Source organism: Sorangium sp. So ce176 (assembly GCF_051519835.1).
Classification (GTDB): Bacteria; Myxococcota_A; Polyangia; order Polyangiales; family Polyangiaceae; genus Sorangium; species Sorangium cellulosum_G.
In genome coordinates this window covers 1711691-1729582 of sequence record NZ_CP150371.1, presented here as the reverse complement: position 1 = coordinate 1729582, position 17892 = coordinate 1711691, and the positions used below count along the sequence as shown (strand labels likewise).

Below are 17892 nucleotides of genomic sequence, written 5' to 3'. Positions count from 1 at the left end.
TCAAACTTATCCCCACTACGCGCACTCCAATTTTTCTGGATTCGCGCGAACTCACCTGGGACGACAGAGCGCGATCGGGTAAAACCGCCTCATGCCCTCCTCACGCCGCCATTTTCTCTCGCTGACCGCCACGGCGGGCGCGATGGCTGCGCTCGGCTGCTCGGCGCCGGCCAGGATCAGCTCGCCGGCGGCCGCCGGCCCGGGAAGCGGCCCATCGCGCGGCCCAGAGCCGACCCAGCGGTCCACGCCGCAAGCGCCGCAGTCGCCCTCGGCCTCCGGGAAGAAGACGAAGAAGACGCTGCTCGTCCTCGGGGGAACAGGCTTCCTCGGGCCGTCCGTCGTCGAGGCGGCGAAGGCGCGCGGCTATACGGTCACCCTCTTCAACCGCGGCAAGACGCGGCCCCATCTGTTCCCCGATATCGAGAAGCTGCACGGCGACCGGGACCCGGCCAAGGGCGACGGGCTCAAGGCCCTCACCGGCCGCTCCTGGGACGCCGTCATCGACAACTCCGGGTACGTGCCTCGGATCGTCAAGGCGTCGGCAGAGCTGCTCGCCCCGAGCGTGCGACAGTACGTGTTCATCTCGAGCCTCTCCGTCTATGCGAGCCACACGACCCCAGGAGAGGACGAGACGGCCCCTGTCGCGACGATGCCCGATCCCACCGTCGAGACGATGGGCAAGGAGTTCGAGAACTACGGCCCTCTCAAGGCGCTCTGCGAGCAGGCCGCCGAGGCCGCGATGCCCGGCCGGGTCACCCGGGTTCGCCCGGGCTTCATCGTGGGTCCCGAGGACCCGACCGACCGATTCACGTACTGGCCTGCCCGCGTCGACAGGGGCGGAGAGGTCCTCGCGCCGGGCGCGCCGCTCGATCCGATCCAGATCATCGATGTCCGCGATCTGGCCGAGTGGCTCATCACCGTCGTGGAGAGCCGGACGACAGGCATCTTCAACGCCGCCGGGCCCGGAGAGCCGCTCACGATGGGCGCGCTGCTCGACGCGTGCAAGGCCGCCTCGGGATCGAGCGCGCGCTTCACGTGGGTCAGCGCGAAGTTCCTCGAGAAGCCGCCCGGCGAGCCGGTCGACCTGCCGATCTGGGCGCCCGCGGAGGGCGAGACCAGGGCCTTTCACCTGCGCAGCGCCGAGCGCGCGCGCAAGGCAGGGCTCAAGTTCCGCGCCGTGCAGGAAACGGTCAAGGACACCCTGTCGTGGTGGAAGGCTTTACCGCCGGAGCGGCAGTCCAGGCCGCGGGCGGGGCTCTCGCCGGAGCGCGAGGCCGAGCTCCTCGTGGCCTGGCGCGCAGGGCGAGCGCAGCCGAAGAAGACCGGGGCACTGCCACCGTAGCGCACCCGTGCCTCTTTCAGGTAGGATGCCGGAGCACGACTCCAGCGGACGTCGCGCCGCTGGGGGAGCCCGCTGTCGCGGGCGACGTCCCTCCATGGTCCCCCATCCATCCACGATCACGAAGGAGCTCCCTGCGAGCGAAGGGGCCGCCGCGCGGACGCCCGGAGCTCTCTGCCGGTGCCCCCGCGATCGCCTCGGAGATCGTGATGAAGCTCCTCTGCAAGCCGGCTGACGAGCGCTATCCGGGCGCGCAGGCGCTGAAGGTCGATGTCGAGGCGTGCCTGCAGCGCTGGGACGCGCGCGCGGGCGCCGCCTCGTGGGACCTCGGGCCCCTCACCGAGGCGCAGCGGCTCGACGACGGCGCCTCGTCCACGCAACGCACGCTCGACCGGCTCTCGCCCGCCGCGCGCCGCGCCGTGGCGCTCGGCGCCTGCATCGGCCACGAGCTCGACGCGGCCACGCTCTCGCAGATCGCCGAGCAGCCGCAGGCCGAGGTGAACGCGCTGCTCCGCGAGGCGGAGAGCGCCGGCATCCTCACGCCGCAGCGCGACGAGGGCGCGCCCGATCCGCTCGACGATGACGCGCTGCGGCTGCGCTTCCTGCACGACGGCGTGCACCAGGCCGCCTACGCCGCCCTGCCGGACGCGGAGCGGCGCGCTGTGCACCTGCGCCTCGGGCGCATGGCCGAGGCGCGGTCGCAGCGCCAGCGCTCGGACGAGGCGCTCTTCGAGGCGGCGCAGCACCTGAACCTCGGCGCGACCCTGATCATCGAGCCGCGCGAGCGCGCGGAGCTCGCGGCGATGAACCTCACGGCGGGCCGCAAGGCGAAGGAGCGCGGCGCGCCCCCGGCCGCGGCCGACTTCTTCGAGGCCGGGATCTCGGCGCTGCCGGACGGGTGCTTCAAGGAGGACCACGATCTCGCCTTCTCGCTGCACGCGGAGGCGGCCGAGTGCGCGTACGTCGGCGGCCAGATCGAGCGCGCGGAGGCGCTGCTCGAGGTGCTCGCGGCCGAGGCGCGCTCGGACCTCGAGCGCGCCCGGGCGCACGAGCTGCGCATCGCTGTGTACACGACGCGGGGCCAGATCGAGGAGGCGCTGGCGCTCGGGAAGACGGCGCTCGCGCTGCTCGGCGTGCCCCTCCCCGAGGACGGGGCGGCGGCGCGGAAGGCGGCCGCGGACGCCGAGCTCGCGGCCGCGCGCACCGCGCTCGGCGCGCGCCGGCTCAGGGACCTGCTCGACGAGCCCGAGACGTCGGACGCCCGGACGCGCGCGGCGCTCCGGCTGCTCATGTCGCTGACGCTGCCCGCGGCGCTCGTGAGCCCGCCGCTCTTCGCCTTCATCGCGGCCAGGCAGGTCAACCTGTCGCTGGAGCGCGGGCACGGCGGCGTGTCCGCCTACGGCTACATGGCGTACGCCTGGGTCGCCGCGCGGGCCTTCCGCCGCTACGACGAGGCCTACGAGCTCGGCGAGCTCGCGCTCGAGATGGGCGAACGGTCCGGGCAACACGAGCTCTCGTGCCGCCTCCGCCTCCTGCTCGGGGCGCACGTCAGCCCCTTCGCGAAGCACCTGCTCTCGAGCCTCGATCTCTTCAAGGAGGCCCACGAGGCCGGGCTCAGGGCGGGCGATCTCACCTACGTCGCGCAGGCGTGCGTCCACACGGCCCTGGTCCGCTTCGGGCTCGGCGACGAGTGCGAGGCAGTGCGGGACGAGGTCGACGGGTCCCTGGCGCTGGCGCGGGGCGCGCGGGAGGAGCTCGCCGTCGCGGCGCTGACCAGCGCGCGGCGCGCGCTCGACGAGCTGATGGATCCGTCGCGCGGCGGCATCTCGCGCGCGCCGGACAGCCGCGCGTTCCACGACGCGGCCCAGGAAGAGCGGCTCGCGACGCCGAGCTACAGCGCCGTCGCGCTCGTCCATTGCGCGCTGCGGCAGCAGCTCTGCTTCCTCCTGGAGGACTACGAGGGGGCGCTGCGGATGGGGTCGCTGGCGGAGGCGAAGATGCAGGGCGGGGTCGGCGACCACCTCGCGACCGAGGTCTTCTTCTACACGTGCCTCACGCAGCTCTCGCCGGCGCTGTCGCGCGGCCGGCAGCTCAGCGCCGTGTCGCTGGCGAGCTACAGGGACCGGCTCTCGGCGTGGGCGGAGCAGTGCCCGGACAACTACCGTCACAAGCACCTCCTCGTCCGCGCGGAGTCCGCGCGGGCCGCCGGCGAGGAGCTCGCGGCGATGAAGCTCTACGATCAGGCGATCGAGGCGGCGAAGGTGAACGGGTTCGTGCGGGACGAGGCGCTCGCCAGCGAGCTCTGCGCCAAGTTCCACCTGGCGAGCGGGAGGGAGCGGATCGCGCACGTCTACATGATGGACGCGCACGAGGGCTACGCGCGGTGGGGCGCGACGGCCAAAGTGCGACAGCTGTCGCGAAAGTACCCACACCTCGTGGCGCGCATGGGGATCCTCGGGCAGCCGAGCCGGCCGGCGGAGTCGATCCCGCCGAGCGTGGAGCGCGGCGGCGCGCTCGACGCGATGGCCGTCCTCCGCGCGTCGCGCGCGCTCAGCGGGGAGCTCGTGCTCGAGCGGCTCTTCGAGCGGCTGCTGCGCGTCCTGAGCGAGAGCACGGGGGCGCGGCGGGCCGTGCTGCTCCTCGCGCGCGACGGGGCGCTGACCGTGGAGGCTGAGCGCACGAGCGATCCCGAGGTGGTCCGCGTCGGCCCCTCGACGCCGCTCGATGCGGCCGCCGGTCTCGCCGCGAGCGTGGTCCAGCACGTCGCGGAGACGCAGCAGCCGGTCGTCCTCGGAAGCGCGGCGACGGACGAGCGGTTCGCGGAGGACCCGTACGTGCTCGAGGCCGGCGGGAGGTCGATCCTGTGCCTTGCCATGACGCACCAGGGTCGCCTCGCGGGCGTGATCTACATGGAGAACGACGCGACCGCCGGGTACTTCCGCGCCGGGCAGGTCGAGCTCTGCGGGCTGCTCGCGTCGCACGCGGCGGTCGCTGTGCGCAATGCGCTGCGCTACCGCGAGGCGCAGAACGCGTCGAGCGAGCTACGGCGCGCCAACGAGGCGCTGGCGGCGGAGGTCGAGCGGCTCACCGAGGAGCTCCGCCAGGCGGGTGACCGCGAGGGGTAGAGCCCCCGGGACACCGATCACGTCGAGCAAGCGAGAAACGAACCGCCAAGACACCGAGGACGCCAGGATGCTTCTCCGTTCCTGGCGCCCTGGCGGCGAGAAATTCTGTGCTTTCATTCCGCTTCAACCCGCTTGTCGCTCCGGGGCGGCGTCGACAGGCGCTCGTCCTGGTGGGGACCTGCCGTCCTGGAGAGCGGCGCTCGTGCACCGCGCGGCCCCTCGGGCCCATCTCGACGCGGGCATGACACCGGTGTCGCGGTTCGACGCGGGGATGACATTGATTTCGCGGTACACGATGAGGGCTTGAACCGCCAACGCGCCGCCATCCGCCAAGGGTCCTCCCGCCGATCTGCTTGATGTGGGGCCATGTGCCCGACGCGACCGAGCCCATCGATGGAGCGATGTGGGCCGGCGCGCCGCGCTGCGAAAGCCGTGTGCCGCAATGCAAAAGAGCCGCGGCCCTGCGCGAAAGGGGCGTGGCAGCGGGCTGCGCGGGCGCATCCTCGGACGCAACGCCGCCCTCCAGACCGGATTGAACCGGCACCGCGGGCCGATGTGCTGAGGTGAAAGTGCTCGGGATCTCACGGGAACGAGGGGAGGCACAGCATCTCCGCCCCCGGCCCTCCCGGGACCCCCTTCCGGGTCAGGAAGGGGCTCTTCCCCCGCCACCCGCGTTGCGGGCCCGGCGAGGGAAGAGCGCTACAGACGAGCTGGGCTCAGGCGCCGCCGCCCGCGCCGCCCTCGCCAGCGCCACCGGCGCCGCCCTCGCCAGCGCCACCGGCGCCGCCCTCGCCAGCGCCACCGGCGCCGCCCTCGCCAGCGCCACCGGCGCCGCCCTCGCCGGCGCCGCCCTCGCCGCTGCCGCCGTCACCGTCGTCGCCGCCGTCACCGTCGTCGCCGCCGTTGCCGCCGTCACCACCGCCCGAGCTGGAGCTGGACGTGGAGGTCGGGCCGGTCGCGGGCGGATCCTCGGCGTCATCGCCGCATCCCGCGCCGATCATCATCATGGTTGCGCCAAGCAGCAGCGCGCTTGCAAAGATGCTCTTCGAAGCTTTCATGTACGTTCTCTCCGTTGGGTTGTTCCCCCCCAAAGAATGGCTCGGTACAGCCTCGCGCCGACCACTGCGCGCCCCCACCCCCGTGCAGGCCGCTCATGCGGGAATGCATGAAATGTGCGCTAGCGAGCTCTCCGAACGCTCACATGCCGTGGCTTGTTGTCAATCTCACGACAATTCCGTTATTGTGGATGATAGGCCACCATACTGGATTACGCAAGCTTTTTGTCTCACTGCATCATCGTTGCATGTGCGCAGCGCACCGCGAGCGCCCGCCCGTCAAGCACATTTGCTGACACGCCCGGGCACATATCGAAGTGCATCGTGCGCAGTGAGCGACGGTTGACATGATGTCCGCTATAACGGATACACCTCCTGAGGTGAAGTCTCCTGAGCCGGAGCCCTGCTCGCTCGAGCTGGCCGAGCTCCGCCAGCGTGCGCAGCGCGAACAGAGCCGCGCAGCGCCGCGGGCGCGCTTCGTCTGGCCCCCCGTGTGGGGTTGGATCCGGTCTGTTCATGAGACGTCACGTGAGCTGCAAGTCCCAGGCCTGAAGCCCGCCGGGCTCGGCGCCCAGCGCTGCGCTCGCCGCCGCGTCCTCGAGGAGCGCCGTTGTCCGTTCCGGTGAGCGCAGGACTCCCGAGGCGCGCTATCGTCCTCGAGCGCCCCCGGGAGAGATCAGGTGCGGTGAGCGATCACGAGCGGGCCCAAGGAGATCCCTTCAAAGGATGCTCCGTGACCCGACGACCCTTCGCACGTTCCCCGAAGAGCCTCGGGTAGAGAGCGCGTGAGGCGCCGTACCCCGCGGCCTCCCCTCGGCCGTCAGGGGTTGATCTCCTCGTTGGCGCCGTGCTCCCGGGCGGAGGAGAGCTCGCCGGCGCGGGCCCTCGCCGCGAGGCTGGCCACGGCGGCCACGAGGGCGGCGGGCTCGATCGGCTTCGTTGCGTGCATGTGGAAGCCGGCGTCGAGCGCGCGCTTCTGATCCTCCTTGCGGGCATAGGCCGTCAGCGCCAGCGCGGGCAGATCGCCGCCGGCGTGCGGCGGGCGCTGCCGGATGGTGCGGATGAGCTCGTAGCCGTCCTCGCCCGGCATCGCGATGTCGCTCACGAGCACGTGCGGGCAGGCCGCGACGAACGCCGCGAGCGCCTCGCGCGCCGACGCGACGGCGGTCACCTCGGCGCGGTGCTGCGACAGCACCTCCCGGAGGAGCTCCCTCGCGTCCGCGTCGTCCTCGACGAGCAGGACGTGGAGCCCGCCGAGATCGGACGAGGCCTCGGAACACGAGAGAGCGGCGTGCGCGCGCGCGCGCGCCTCCCGCGGCGACCCGGCCAGCAGGGTGCGCCCGATCCCGAGCAGCGGCAGGCGGACCACGAACGTCGACCCCTTCTGGAGCCCCGGGCTCTCGGCCATGACCGAGCCGCCGTGGGCCTCGACGATGTGGCGGACGAGGGACAGGCCGATGCCGAGCCCGGCGTGCGCCCTCCGGCTCGTGCTGTCCGCCTGGCGGAAACGCTCGAAGACGAAGGGCAGGAAGTCCGGCGCGATCCCCTCCCCTGTATCGCGCACCGTGAGCTCCACGTAGGCGCCGACCCGCCGCAGGGCGACGAGGATGTGATCGCCGGGGCGCGTGAACTTGAGCGCGTTCGCCGTCAGGTTCGAGACGACCTGCTGCAGCCGGTCCGCGTCGCCGTTCACCTCGATCGCGGGGTCGAGCGAGACGTCGATCGTGAGCTGCTTCGCCTCGGCGGCCGGGCGGATCGCGTCGACGGCGACCTCGACGACGGACGCGAGCGCCATCGGCGCCGCGTTGATGCGCAGCTTGCCCGTCGCCACCCGGGAGACGTCGAGGAGATCCTCGATGAGCTTCGTCTGGGCGGCCACGTTGCGCTCGATCACCTCGAGGCCGTGGGACACCCGCTGCTCGTCGAACGGCTCGCTGCGAAGGAGGTGCGTCCAGCCGAGGATCGCGTTGAGGGGGCTGCGCAGCTCGTGCGAGAGCGTGGCGAGGAACTCGTCCTTCAGGCGGTTCGCCTCGCGCGCCTCGGCGTGGACGCAGTTCTGGATGGCGAACGACGCGAGCTGCGCGAGCTGCACGAGGACGGTCTCGTCGTCGTCCGAGAACTCGCCGTCGCGCCGGTCCGAGAGCTGGATGCACCCGATGTTCTGTCCGTCCGCCGCGGTGAGCGGCACCGCGAGGTGCCCCCGCGGCGGCGGCGTGCTCCCGCCCTCGTCCAGCCACTCCGGGTGCTGCGCGAGCTCGCGCTGCGTCATCCGGAGCGGCCGGTTCCTGCCGCACACGAACGCGCACAGCCTGCCGGCGATGGGGGGCGGCGCCTCCTGCTGGAACGTCGCGTACCGCTCCGAGAGCGACACAGCGGTCCGCGCCCGCTCGCCGGGCTTCTCCAGCTTCACGAGCGTCATGGCCTGATGGGCACAGGCGACGTCGCGCGCCGCCTCCGTGATCGCCGCGACCACGGCGTCGAGCGACAGGGCAGAGTTGATGGTGAGCGCGGCGCGGTTGAGCCGCTGGAGCTGCTCGGCGTGGGCGCGCAGCGACTCCGCCTGGAGCCGGATCTGCTGCGTCTTCTTGAAGAGATCGACGAAGACAGACACCTTGGTGCGCACGACCTCGGGGGCAAACGGCGTCATGATGTAATCGACGGCCCCGAGCGAATAGCTGCGCTCGACATAGAGGTGCTCTGTGTGCGCCGTCAGGAAGATGATCGGCGTGTGACGCGTGCTCCGCCGCTGGCGGACGAGGGTCGCAGTCTCGAACCCATCTATCTCCGGCATGTTGATGTCGAGCAGGACGACCGCGAACTCCTCCTGAAGGAGGCAGCGGAGCGCCTCCGTGCCGGACGCCGCCTTGACGATGTTCTCGCCGAGGGGCGCGAGGACAGCCTCCAGGGAGAGGAGCTGCTCGGGCCTGTCGTCAACGACGAGGATGTTGACTCTGCCTGCTTCTGGCCGCATCCCGCGTCTCCTTGCCCCCGCCCCGACGTCAGCGCCGTCGCCCGCCTCGCAGCATCGTCAGTAAGTCGCTTCTGTCCACCGGTTCCAGGCTGGATCTGACGCACTTTCGCGAAGACGCCGCCCGAGGAGACACAGGGAGACGATGTCGCCTGACCGGCGCCGCGCGTGCCCGCGGCAGACCGCGAAACGGCGTCCGCATCCCGCCAGCACGAAGGCCGGCGTCACCCCCCGCGCGCCAGGAGACCTCCCGGCACGGGCCCGGTGCGCCTGCGCGCGTCCCTCGGCCCTGCCGCTCCCGCCCCCGGAACGCTCGGACCTCTCGGCAAGGCCGCTCCCATCGATCATTCCAGCCCTCCCTGCATGCACTGACGAGCCCGTATCGTAATCGCGTCGCGGTCTTACCGGCGACCCAGGGCTGACCTGCAGTGCCAATGGGGGGGCTCCCGATGCTTCTCCATGATCCCCGCAGTGAAACCCTACACCGAAGCGCGCTCGCGTGGAAAGAGGAATTCGGCGCCACATCCGGGGAATGACGCTTCTCGGAGGTGCCGTGAGGAAGATCGCGACTCGGCGACGAGGATCGGGCCCCTGACGGGACAGCGCGAGAGGCGCAGAGGGCGAGGCGCTTCGCAGAGTGCCTCTGTGTCCTTCATGTTTCCGGAGTGAGGAGTCTCTCGCCTGCGTCGGGCGTCGCGCGGCGGCTAGGACGAAGAGCGCCGCTCCTGGAGGGAGCGCGAGTGCCGGAGGATCACCTCGAAGACATCGGCGACGCCGTCGGGGTCGAGGCCGAGCTCGACGGCGCAGCGGCGGCGCGCCTCCATGAGCCGCGCCTCGCGCACGGGATCCCGGACCGCCGCGCCGATCGTGGCCTTGGCGCGCGCGGCGCGCTGGACGAGCTCGGAGCGGCGCGCGAGCAGGCCGACGAGCTCCTGATCCAGCTCGTCGATGAGCTCACGCGTCTCGCGGAGCTCGGGGGAGAGCGAGCCGAGGTCGGGGATCGCGAGCGCGGCGATGTCCTCGGGCGCGGCGTCCTCGGTCGGGACGTCGAGGGTGCGGTCGATGGAGAGGAGCGCGTTGATGAGGCGGCGGCGCGCCTCGCCCGCGAACGGGTTCTCGCGGTGCAGCGCCGCGAACAGGTGGCCGGCGTCGACGCGCACCGTCTCGATCGTGTGCGCGATGCCCTGGAACGAGGGCGGCGCGTACGGGGCGCCCGCGGGCACGCCCGCGTCCAGCATGCCCTTCGCGATGAAGAACGCGAGCGCGTGCGTGAAGGCCATCACGCGATCGTGCTCGTCCGGGGCCTGCTCCAGCACCTGGCAGCCGATCCGCTCGAACAGCGCGACGACGCGGCGCACGGCGTCCGGGTGCGCCGGGTTCGGGCACACGACGGCGCGCAGCGGGCGCTCGCCGCGGGCGAGGCTCGCCGGGCCGAACAGCGGGTGCGTCGCGACCCACGGCCGGTGGGCGCCGATCACCTCGGCCATGGCGGCCGCCGGCACGGTCTTCACGCTGCCCACGTCGGCCACCACCTGGCCCGGCGCGAGGTGCGGTCGCAGCGACACGAGCGCCTCGCGCATCGCCGGCACGGGGACGGCGACGAGGACGAGGTCCGCGCCGTCCACGAGCTCCGGGATCGAGGAGGCTCGCGCGGCGTCCTGGATGTCGGCGCGAGGATCGAGCGCGCGCACCGCGATCCCGGCGTCGCGCAGCAGCGATCCGAGCGCCGCGCCGAAGCGGCCATACCCGAGGAATGCGACCTTGCCGATGCGCGCGGGCGGAGCGGAACCGCCCCCGGAATGCGGGAGAGTGGGCGCCATGCGGCGGATACTACGCCAGCCCGTCCGGGCCGACGCGACGTTTTCGCGGCGCCGCCGCGCGGCCTCCACGCGCGTCTTCGCCCGCGCCCGCGCCCGCGGGCAGCGCACCGCTGTCCGGCTTCTCCATGCCCGCGCGGCGAGGGCGCGCGGCGGCGGCGCTTCAGCGAGGGCCGGCGGTCGTCGGTGGCGGCGCGGCCCCCTCCGGGCGCTCCGTCGGCGGAGCGCCGGGCGCCCCGGAGCGCGCCGCGGCCACGCCGAGGAGCGCGATGAGCGACGCGATCGCCGCGATCACCGCGAGGCGCGCCGCGCTGCTCGCCCGGTCCGCCGCGCCCCGCTGCGAGGCCCTCGAGGACGCCGGCGCGATCTGCACGGCGCCCTCCCGCGAGGGGCGCGCCGGCGCGGCGCGCAGCCGCGCGCCGGACCCGAGCCCGAGGCCGATGGTGGGGAGCGAGGCGCGGGGGCGCGGGGGGAGCGTCGCGCCGAGCATCCGCGCGGCGCGCTGCGCGCGCTCCTGGCCGGTCGCCGAGGCGTGGGGGGCGAGCGCGAGCGCCAGCTCGGCCACGTTCGCGGGCCGCCGCGCCGGATCCTTCGCGAGGCAGCCGAGGAGGGCGCGCTCGACGGCGGGGGGGATGTCGGGCTCCAGCGCGCTCGGGAGCGCCGGCTCCGCGCTCTCGACGCGCAGCGCGAGATCGGCGAGCGAGCTCGCCTCGAACGGCGGCTGCCCGGTGAGGAGCTGGTAGAGGATCGCGCCGAGCGAATAGATGTCGGCGCGGGCGTCGACAGGCTGCGACGACCGCACCTGCTCCGGCGCCATGTAGAGGGCAGCGCCGAGCGCCTCCCGGGGCTGCGCCGGGTCGCCGCCGTCGCCCTCGCGCGCGCCGGGCAGCTCCTTCGCGATGCCGAGGTCGAGCACCTTCACCAGCGTCGCGCCCTCGGGCGTCGTCGTCAGGAGCAGGCTCGCCGGCTCGAGCGCGCGGTGCACGATCCCCGCGGCGTGCGCCTCGGCGATCGCCACGCAGGCCTGCAGCACGCAGTCGAGGGCCTCCGGGACGTCGAGCTGGCTCGTCTCGCGGAGCAGATCGGAGAGGCCTCGTCCATCGAGGTACTCGGTGACCGCGTAGGGCACGCCCGAGCCGAGCTGGCCGACGTCGAGCACCCGCGCGACGTGCTCGCCCTTGAGCTGCATCGCCGCGCGCGCCTCCCGGAGGAACCGCTCGGCGCGCGCCGGGGTGCAGTCGCCAGGCAGGAGCCTTATCGCGACCCGCTGCCCGCGTGCGAGGTGGCTGGCGGCGACCACCATCTCGGTCCCGCCCCCGCCAAGGACCCGGTCGACCCGGTACTGCTCCGCGATCACGTCCCCTGCGATCACAGGTGCGTTCATCAAGGCTCCCCGAATCACGCGCACCGGCTCAGGCGCAGCCGCCCCCCCGGACATGCGTAGGTTCACCCTAGCACATCGGTTCCCTGAATTGTGGGCGCCGGTCGAGGACGGCCGGACGGAGAGGCCCGGGCGACGAGCACGAGAGCGCGTGAATGTCGCCCGGCCCGGCGCACCTCCGGCCTGGGGCTGCTCCTCGCCTCGCGCCGCAGGCGAACGAGCAGCGCCGCCCGCTCTCCGTAGCAAGCCGTCCGACAGGCCTGCTCGCCCGCACGACGCGGGGTCGCCCGCCCAGCGCGCATCGCGATGCGCGATCGCCGAAGACGTCTCGATGAAACGTCCCTCCTGGAGAGCGCGCGGCGCACGCGCGCGCTCCCGGCCTGACGCGAAAGCGCGGACTTCCCAGCTCGCACGCCCGCGCCTCGTGCTTTACATTGCCCCGAGTCGCGCGAGGGGGAACGCGTATGACTCGGGTGGAAGCGGCTGAGATCCACCGCTGCGGTCGCTTCCTGCTCCGCAGGCAGACGATCGCTGGGAGGACGGCGGTGCTGAAGACCGTCCGGGGGAGCCCTCCGGCCGCGGGCGCGGCGGCCCTCCTGCGCCGAGAGCACGCCTTCCTGCGCCGCCTCGACGCGCCGGGGGTCGCGCGGCCGCTCGCGCTGGAGGGCACGGAGGCCGCGCCCGTGCTCGTCCTCGAGGACGCAGGCCCCGAGGACCTGGAGCGACGGCTCGCCCGGGGGCCGCTCGCGCTGGACGCGTTCTTCCACGTCGCCATCGCGCTCGCCGAGACCTGCGCGCGCGTCCACGGCGGCGGCGTGGTCCACCGCGCGATCGCCCCTGGCCGCGTGGTCCTCGGCGAGGAAGGGCAGGTCACCCTCGTCCACTTCGCCGACGCGGCCGAGCTCACGAGCGTGCCCGGCGCCGTCGAGATCGAGAAGCTCAGGGCGCTGCCCTTCATGTCCCCCGAGCAGCTCGGGCGGATGAACCGGTTCGTGGACTGGCGCTCCGACCTGTACGCGCTGGGCGCGACGTTCCACGCCATGCTCACCGGCGCGCCGCCCTTCCGCGACCGCGATCCGCTCGCGCTCGTCCACGCCCACATGGCGAGGAGCCCCGTGCCCCCGCACGTGGTGAGCCCCCACGTCCCGGCGGCGCTCTCCGGCATCGTGCAGCGGCTGCTCGCGAAGACGCCGGAGCTGCGGTACCAGAGCGCCGAGAGCCTCGCCCACGACCTGCGCGAGGCGCAGCGGCGATGGTCGAACGAGGGCGCCATCGCGCCCTTCGAGCTCGGCCGCATCGACCTCGCGCGGCGGCTCCCGCTGCCCGAGCGCCTGTTCGGGCGCGAGCGCGAGCTCGCCGCGCTGCGCGGCGCGCTCGACCGCGCGTCGCGCGGCAGGACGGAGCTCGCGCTGGTGACCGGGGAGGCGGGCATCGGGAAGACCGCCCTCGTCGAGGCGCTGCGGGACACCATCGCCGAGCGGGGCGGCCGGTTCATCGCGGGCAAGTTCGATCTGCGCGCCGCGAACGTGCCCTACTCGTCCGTTGTCGAGGCGCTCTGCGGCCTCGCGGACGCGCTCCGCGACGAGCCGGAGGAGCGCCGCGCGGCGCTCAGGGACGCGGTGGGCGAGCCGCGCGGCGCGCTCGGCGAGCTCTGCCCGGCGCTGGCCGAGCTCTTCGGGGAGCTCCCCGAGCTGCCCGCCGTGGATCCGATGCGCGCCGAGCGCCGCTTCCTGCGCGCGGTCCAGGCGTTCGTGCGCGCCGTGGCCAGCCAGCGGCCGCCGCTCGCGATCTTCCTCGACGACCTCCAGTGGACCGACGCGGCGTCGCTCCGCGTCCTCCGCGCCCTCGCCGCGGACCCGAGCAGCGAGCGCGTGCTCCTGCTCGCCGCGTACCGGCCGCTGGCGCTGGGCCTCATGCACCCGCTCCACGCGACCCTCGCGGATCTCCGGCAGGCGCAGGTCGCCCCGATCCTCCGCCTCTCGCTCGGGCCGCTCGACGTCGAGGCGGTCGTCGCGCTGCTCGCCGAGGCGCTCCGCTGCGCGCCCGAGCGGGCGCGGCCGCTCGCCGAGCTCATCCTCGCCAAGACCGCGGGCAACCCCTTCTTCATCCGCCAGATCGTCCGATCGCTCCAGGAGCAAGGGCTGCTCGTGTTCGACGCGGACCGCTCGACGTGGACCTGGGAGCTCGGCCGGATCGAGCGGGTCGGGGTCACCGACAACGTGGTCCAGCTCATGACGGCGTCCGTCCGCAAGCTGCCCGAGCAGGCGCAGGAGCTCCTGCAGGTCGCCGCGTGCATCGGCAAGCGTGCGGAGATCAGGACCGTCGCGGCTGTGTCGGGCCGATCGATCGACGAGGCGACAGCGGCGCTCGGCCAGCCGCTCCGCGAGGGGCTCCTCGTGCCCGACAGCGCGCGCGAGCGCGAGGAGGAGCTCGCGGTCCGGTTCGCCCACGATCGCGTCCAGCAGGCCGCCTACGAGCTCGCGCCGGCGGAGCGGCGGCAGGCGCTGCACCTGGCGATCGGCCGCTTCCTCGAGGCCTCGTGCGACGGCGGGGCGGACGGCGCGCTGTTCGACGCCGTGGACCAGCTCACCCTCGGCGCCGCGCGCCTCGACGACGACCAGCGCGACCACCTCGCGCGGCTCAACCACCGCGCCGGCGTCAAGGCGCGCCGCGCCGCGGCGTTCGGCCCGGCGCTCGAGTACTTCCGCAGCGGCATCCGGCTGCTGCCGGAGGGCGCGCGGCGCGAGCTCTGGCTCGCCCTCCGCCGCGACGCCGCGGAGTGCGCCGCGCTGACCGATCGGCACGCCATGGCCCGCGCGCTCGTCGAGGAGGGGCTCCGCCGCGCGACGTCCTCCGCCGAGCGGGCCGAGCTCGAGGCGATCCGCCTCATGAGCGCGACGATCACCGGCGAGCACGCGCTGGCGCTCGGGTGGGGGCGCGAGGCGATGCGCGCCGGCTTCGGGGTCGAGCTGCCCACGGCGGGGCTCGACGAGGAGATCGCGGCGCAGCGGCGGGCGATCGGCGCGCGCCTCGGGGCGCGCTCGCCCGAGTCGCTCGTCGACCTCCCGCGCCTGACCAGCCCCGAGGGGCGGGCGTACATGAAGGTCCTCGCCGGGATGCTGGCGCCCGCCTGGTTCGCGGACAGGAAGCGGCTCCTGCTCCTCACCCTGCTCGGCGTCCGCTTCGCGCTGGAGCACGGCAACTCGAGCGAGGCGATCCTCCCCTACGCAGCGCACGCGATGTTCCTGGCGGCCGAGGGCGCGCTCCAGAGCGCCGAGGGCTTTGGCCGGCTCGCCGTGGAGCTCGCGCGGCGGTTCCAGGATTGCGCCCAGGAAACGATAGCGCTGTACATGTACAATGACTTCGTACGCCCGTGGGTCGCGCCGATCGCGTCGTGCGCGGCGCAGAGCCGCGAGGTCGTCGCCCGGGGCGTGTCGTGCGGCGAGCTCCGCTTCGCCTCCTACGCGCACACGGGGATCGTCGAGCACTCGTTCGCCGCGGGGGTGGAGCTCGATCGGGTGCTCGTCGATCTGGACGACGCGCTCGCGTTCAGCCGGCAGACAGGCAACCGATCCACGCTCCTCTACCAGCTCGCCTACCGGCAGACCTTCCGGTGCCTCAAGGGGCTCACGCGGGGCCGCAACGTGGTCGACGACGACGAGTTCGACGAGCGGGCCTTCCTCGCGGAGGCGCAGCGGGAGCCGCCGGCGAGCTGCGTGTACCACATCCTGCGCCTCGCGACCTCGTACGCGTTCCGGGATCGGGCGCAGGCCGTCGCGCACGCCGACGCGGCGATCCCGTACATGCACTTCATCGGCGGCTACATCCCCGAGTGCCAGCACGCGTTCTTCACCGCGCTCACGCTGCTCTGGCGGTGCGACGGGGCCGACGAGCAGGAGAGGGCCGCGCTGCTCGCGCGCGTGGCCGAGCTGCGGCGCGCTCTCCAGGGGTGGGAGCGCGGCTGCGCCGAGAACTTCCGCTCGAGGCGCCTGCTGGTCGACGCGGAGATCGCCCGCGTCGAGCGCCGGTTCGAGGCCGCCGCCGCGCTGTACGACGAGGCCATCGAGGCGGCGACGCGCGCGGGGTTCCTCCACGGGGCGGCGTTCGGCAACGAGCTGGCCGGGCGCTTCTATCACGGGCTCGGCCGGGCGCGGATCGCGGCCATGTACCTGCGCGCCGCGCGGCAGGGGTTCGACCGCTGGGGGGCCACGGAGAAGGCGCGCGCGCTCGCGGACGAGTTCAGCCTCGGCGCGCGCGGCGAGGAGCCCGAGCTCGCCGAGGAGCGCTTGCCCGCGGCCGCCCTCGACGCGCTCAGCCTGCTCAAGGCCGCCGAGACCCTCTCGGGCGAGATCATGCTCGATCGGCTGCTCGAGAAGCTCCTCGGCGTCTGCCTGGAGGCCGCCGGCGCGCAGCGCGGCGCGCTCGTGTTCGAGGAGGAGGGGGAGCTCTTCGTGCAGGCCGTTGGCCGCGCCGCGGCGCCTGTCTCGATCGAGCGCACGCCGCTCGCCGGGTCGCGCGAGGTCCCGGCGAACGTCATCGAGCGCGCGCACGGGACGCAGGAGATCGTCGTGAGCGACGACGCGGCCGGCGATCCGGCCCTCGCCGGCGACCCCTACTTCGCCGAGGGCGGCTCGAGGTCGGTCCTGGTCCTGCCGATCCGCCGGAACGAGGCCCGGCTCGGGGTCGTCTACCTCGAGAACAAGCTCGCCACGCGCGCGTTCACGCGCGACCGCGTCCACGTGCTGGAGCTCCTGTCCGACCAGATCGCGATCGCCCTCGAGAACGCCCGGCTCTACCGCGAGGCGCAGCGCGCGATCCGCGTCCGCGACGACTTCCTCAGCGTCGCGTCGCACGAGCTGAGGACGCCCGTCACCTCCCTGCGCCTCGGCCTGCAGTCGATGCTCCGCCGCAACGACCTCGCGCCCGAGGAGCACCTCACGCGCGCCCTGTACAGGATGGACCGGCAGGTGCAGCGGCTCGTCCGGCTGATCGACGATCTCCTGGACGTCTCGCAGCTCCACACCGGCCGGCTGGAGCTGCACGTGGAGCCTGTCGACCTCGCCGACGCCGTGGGCGACGTCGTGGAGCGGCTCGGCGCGCGCATCGCGCAGTCGGGCTCGACCGTGAGCGTGCGCGCGGAGCCGTCGATCGTGGGATCGTGGGACAGGAGCAGGCTGGAGCAGGTGATCTCGAACCTGCTCGACAACGCCCTCAAGTTCGGCGCGGGCGCGCCGATCGAGATCGCTGTCGCGCGCAGGAACGGCACGGCAGAGCTCGTGGTGCAGGACCACGGCATCGGGATCCCCGCCGAGCGGCTCCCGCACGTGTTCGAGCGGTTCGAGCGGGCCGTGTCGAGCCGCCATTTCGGGGGGCTCGGCCTCGGGCTCCACGTGGTGAAGAGCATCGTGGAGGCGCTCGGCGGGGCGGCGCGCGCGGACAGCCGCCCGGGCGAGGGGGCGCGGATCACTGTCGAGCTTCCCTGCGACATGCCGGCGACCTCGCCGGCGGCGCTCGGCGGCCTGCTGCCCGAGGCGAGCTGCCCCGGGGGAGGCGCTACGGCGTGCGCGCCGGCTGCTGCGGGACCATCAGGATGTACGGCGTCTTCGGCTCCTCGCCCGGCGGCACCGCCAGCGGCGCGGGGGCGCCCTTCTCACCGAGGCTCCGGATGAAGCGGTACATCGCCACGAGATCGGCCTCGTGCATGGTCACGTAGTTCAGCCAGGGCATCGGCGGGCGGCCGGCGGCCGCGCGGAACATCTGCACCCAGGCCTCCTCGCCGAGGTTCTGGGCGGTGATCCGGAGGTTCGCCGCGTAGCTCGTCCCCCACGGACCCCGGTAGCCGACGTCGTTGCCCGTGAGCCACTCCGAGGCCGGGAGCCTGCCGCTCGAGCGATCCCAGCCTGGCGTGTGGCAATCGTTGCACCCGCCCACGAGGATCAGGTACCGGCCGGCCTCCTCCGGGCTGGACGCTTTCACGTACGGCGAGCTCTCGGGCTGGGCGAAGGCCGCACACCCGATCATCGCCGCCAGCGCCGCGCCCGGCAGCCCGCGCACAGCCCAGCGCGCCGCGCGCGCCCGCGCGGAGGAGGAGGTCACGTCAGTTCGCATTGCGCTCCCCATGCCAGCCATTCCATCCGCAGTGCAGCGAGCGTGCCGGACCGCAGCGCGGCGCGCGGCGGAACGCGTCCGCCAGCGTCGGACGCGCGG

8 protein-coding genes are annotated in these 17892 nt (G+C 73.5%); 3 read left to right on the top strand and 5 right to left on the bottom strand.

Annotated elements, in window-relative coordinates; genetic code table 11:
* The first annotated feature begins 91 nt into the window (after positions 1 to 91).
* Positions 92 to 1342, top strand: coding sequence for an NAD-dependent epimerase/dehydratase family protein (locus WMF42_RS06520; protein ID WP_437690920.1), 1251 nt, complete (start codon positions 92 to 94; stop codon positions 1340 to 1342).
* A gap of 206 nt (positions 1343 to 1548) precedes the next feature.
* Entirely contained in the window at positions 1549 to 4464 is a 2916-nt protein-coding gene (locus tag WMF42_RS06515) for a GAF domain-containing protein (RefSeq protein ID WP_437690918.1), read from the top strand.
* Positions 4465 to 5180: 716 nt separating this feature from the next.
* On the opposite strand, the gene WMF42_RS06510 is transcribed toward WMF42_RS06515, so the two are convergent.
* The 4 genes from WMF42_RS06510 to WMF42_RS06495 all read right to left on the bottom strand — a co-directional run bounded on the left by WMF42_RS06510 (position 5181) and on the right by WMF42_RS06495 (position 11688).
* Positions 5181 to 5522 (bottom strand): hypothetical protein, encoded by a 342-nt coding sequence (locus WMF42_RS06510; RefSeq protein WP_437690916.1) that lies wholly within the window; start codon positions 5520 to 5522, stop codon positions 5181 to 5183.
* A gap of 817 nt (positions 5523 to 6339) precedes the next feature.
* Positions 6340 to 8490 (bottom strand): response regulator, encoded by a 2151-nt coding sequence (locus tag WMF42_RS06505; protein WP_437690915.1) that lies wholly within the window; start codon positions 8488 to 8490, stop codon positions 6340 to 6342.
* Positions 8491 to 9191: 701 nt separating this feature from the next.
* Complete coding sequence (locus tag WMF42_RS06500) at positions 9192 to 10307, bottom strand: prephenate dehydrogenase/arogenate dehydrogenase family protein (protein WP_061613329.1); 1116 nt, start codon at positions 10305 to 10307, stop codon at positions 9192 to 9194.
* A 160-nt stretch (positions 10308 to 10467) separates the two neighbouring features.
* Positions 10468 to 11688 carry a protein kinase domain-containing protein gene (locus WMF42_RS06495; protein ID WP_437690912.1) on the bottom strand — a complete coding sequence of 407 codons (1221 nt, stop codon included), beginning with the start codon at positions 11686 to 11688 and terminating at the stop codon, positions 10468 to 10470.
* A 461-nt stretch (positions 11689 to 12149) separates the two neighbouring features.
* On the opposite strand from WMF42_RS06495, the gene WMF42_RS06490 reads away from it, so the two are divergent.
* The gene (locus tag WMF42_RS06490) at positions 12150 to 17354 is read left to right on the top strand and encodes a sensor histidine kinase (RefSeq protein ID WP_437690911.1); all 5205 of its coding nucleotides are present in this window, start codon (positions 12150 to 12152) and stop codon (positions 17352 to 17354) included.
* On the opposite strand, the gene WMF42_RS06485 is transcribed toward WMF42_RS06490, so the two are convergent.
* Entirely contained in the window at positions 17239 to 17781 is a 543-nt protein-coding gene (locus WMF42_RS06485) for a cytochrome C (protein WP_437690909.1), read from the bottom strand. The genes WMF42_RS06490 and WMF42_RS06485 overlap by 116 nt on opposite strands.
* Positions 17782 to 17892: the final 111 nt, after the last annotated feature.